The organism is Pseudoalteromonas sp. MBR-15 (assembly GCF_053628915.1).
Genome location: NZ_JBRJHH010000029.1, coordinates 1 through 2,205, shown reverse-complemented (window position 1 = coordinate 2,205; position 2,205 = coordinate 1). Strand labels below are relative to the sequence as shown.

3 protein-coding genes are annotated in these 2,205 nt (G+C 36.5%); 2 read left to right on the top strand and 1 reads right to left on the bottom strand.

Translation table 11 applies throughout. The features are described 5' to 3' along the window. Positions 1-487 precede the first annotated feature (487 nt). A complete protein-coding gene (locus tag ACSSVW_RS20290) occupies positions 488-772 on the top strand; it encodes a DUF6881 domain-containing protein (protein WP_454180075.1) in 285 nt (94 codons plus the stop codon). 59 nt (positions 773-831) lie between these two features. Continuing rightward, positions 832-1,239: a hypothetical protein gene (locus ACSSVW_RS20285; RefSeq protein WP_454180074.1), complete on the top strand. Its 408-nt coding sequence runs from the start codon at positions 832-834 to the stop codon at positions 1,237-1,239. 184 nt (positions 1,240-1,423) lie between these two features. Here the strand turns inward: ACSSVW_RS20285 and ACSSVW_RS20280 are convergent, their stop codons facing one another. Further along, positions 1,424-2,095 carry a substrate-binding domain-containing protein gene (locus ACSSVW_RS20280; RefSeq protein WP_454180073.1) on the bottom strand — a complete coding sequence of 224 codons (672 nt, stop codon included), beginning with the start codon at positions 2,093-2,095 and terminating at the stop codon, positions 1,424-1,426. Between the last annotated feature and the right edge of the window lie 110 nt (positions 2,096-2,205).

Below are 2,205 nucleotides of genomic sequence, written 5' to 3'. Positions count from 1 at the left end.
GCTACGAGCTACGAGCTACGAGCTACGAGCTACGAGCTACGAGCTACGAGCTACGAGCTACGAGCTACGAGCTACGAGCTACGAGCTACGAGCTAACAAGATTATTGATATATATGAAAAAGAGTAAAGTGAAAGCTTTACTCTTTTTTTATTGGTTTTGATAGCTGTAACAAATAGGCGCGGTAAATTTTCTAACACTATAATGTCCCTAGATGAGTTAGAGTAATTGCTTTAAAAGTCTGTTATGAGCGGACATTGAATATTTTCTTTTGATACATTTTTATATTTAGAATTTACAACTTTCCTCTATATTCAGAAAAATAAGCAATTAGCGCATATTTGTCATCAGACCACTTTACCAAACTAAAAATATTTTGTTAGCTAGCAAAAGGTTAGCTAATTTGATAAAAATGTAATAATGATAAGAGTGAGTAGTTGTGTGGTAGAAATATACGCGATTTGCGCACTATTAAAGTGTGAAGAGCCTATGAGATACATAGAAGTAGAATGGAAGCATGATTTCAGTGATGTACCTACGAGGCTTATTTCTGAAACTGGGCCAGATGACTACGAAACAAGAAAATTGGAGTTCTTTCCTGATGGCTCGGTTGGCTATGCTTTCAAATCAATAGAAAGCCCCAATACGAGACTAGGTATTGATGTTGTGCCGCCCTTAAAAGAAATAAACTCTCAAGAAGAGTTCAAGGGAAAAGCAATATCAAAAAAACAATTCGAGTTGCTTTGGCAAGAGTATGTGCCAAGTAGCTCTTAACAAGTTTAGGCAAGCGACGCAAAAAAGCGGCGCGCCTGCTAAAGGCGTTAGGAGTACCAATGAGACCGTGCATATTTCTTGCTTTGTGTATAACTTCATTGAATGTATTTGCAATAGATAAGAGTCAATACACACCAGAACAATTGTTTGTTATTGGCACTGAATTATTCAAAGAAGAAAGAAATGAGTTTAATCCTAAATTGGGTTTAGAATTCATGCTTGAATCAGCAAAATTCAAATATGAGCTTGCCCCTTTCGGGTTATGTGTTTCCTTATCAACTACAAAAGAAATTTTGGATTTAATAGAAGCTTATTCGTGGTGTTACGTCGCTGAAAAAATTGGCAACAAATATTCGAAAATGGCAGCGAAAAGAAGTAAGGAAATATTGGGTAAAATACTTTTGGATGATGGTGTTGAAGCAGTTACTGAAGCAAAAGAGTTAGGGAAATTCAAGTACAGTCAATAAGGTACACCTAACAAGGCAATTATAGGTGGGACGTCTATAGCTTTGCTGACGCTCATTCTTCGCTAATTTTAGCCAAGCTTAATCCGCCTATTATGCGGGCGTTACCGAATAAATACTCTAATTTATTTTTGTCCAAAAACCACTTAAGTAAATGCTCCATATTGGCTTTGAGTGAATAGCGAATCTAAGCCCATGTCTGCCGAATGATTGAATTAAAGGTATTATAACGAGCAGGTAATACTCTGTTTTTTTTACAGACCAAATATAAACTTTCTATTACTGGTTGTTTAGGTTTGAAAACCTTTAAACGTTTAGGGAGATAAAAACTGTCAACGGCACTTTTGGGTAATACGGTAAAGCCAATGCCTTGAGCGATTGGTTCTAAGATTTGGCTAATTTGGTTAATTGAACCGACAACAGGAATTTTGCTAACATCTAGTTGTGTTAATTCTTGTTCTAATGATTGCTTAAAATACAAAGACAAATAATGTTCGGCATCTGGATGATTGATTAGCCCTAACTCTGAAAATAATCGCTCCCAGCTATTATTAACATTAGCTTTTTGGGGCAAAATCAAACACAGCTCTTCTTTGCCAAGCACTTCAAAATCAAAGAAACTTTCATTGGGTATATTGGTCACAATTCCTTGGTCAATATGTCCGTTTTTGATATCAGCCAAAATTTGATGATTAGGGGCTGCTTTAATATTAATGTGAATGTTGGGATGTTGATTTTGAAGTGGTAATAACCTTGGGTAAAGTAGTAACGCCACTGAACCAGAGCATGCTAAGGTGCATTCTCCTGATAAAGGGTCATCAAAGCTTAGTTGCTCAAAGAGAAACTTTTCATTCCTCATTAACGCTTTCGCATGGTGTAGTGGTCAACTAATTTTGGCCACAGTTTTAGAATCTTGATATCTAACCTCAGATTCATTCGGCGCTAAACCAGCATTATAATGATGTGGTC

Bases quoted from the DNA above. Each gene is read 5' to 3' on its own strand.
- ACSSVW_RS20290 (WP_454180075.1), top strand. From the start codon at position 488: ATGAGATACATAGAAGTAGAATGGAAGCATGATTTCAGTGATGTACCT.
- ACSSVW_RS20285 (WP_454180074.1), top strand. From the start codon at position 832: ATGAGACCGTGCATATTTCTTGCTTTGTGTATAACTTCATTGAATGTA.
- ACSSVW_RS20280 (WP_454180073.1), bottom strand. From the start codon at position 2,095: ATGAGGAATGAAAAGTTTCTCTTTGAGCAACTAAGCTTTGATGACCCT.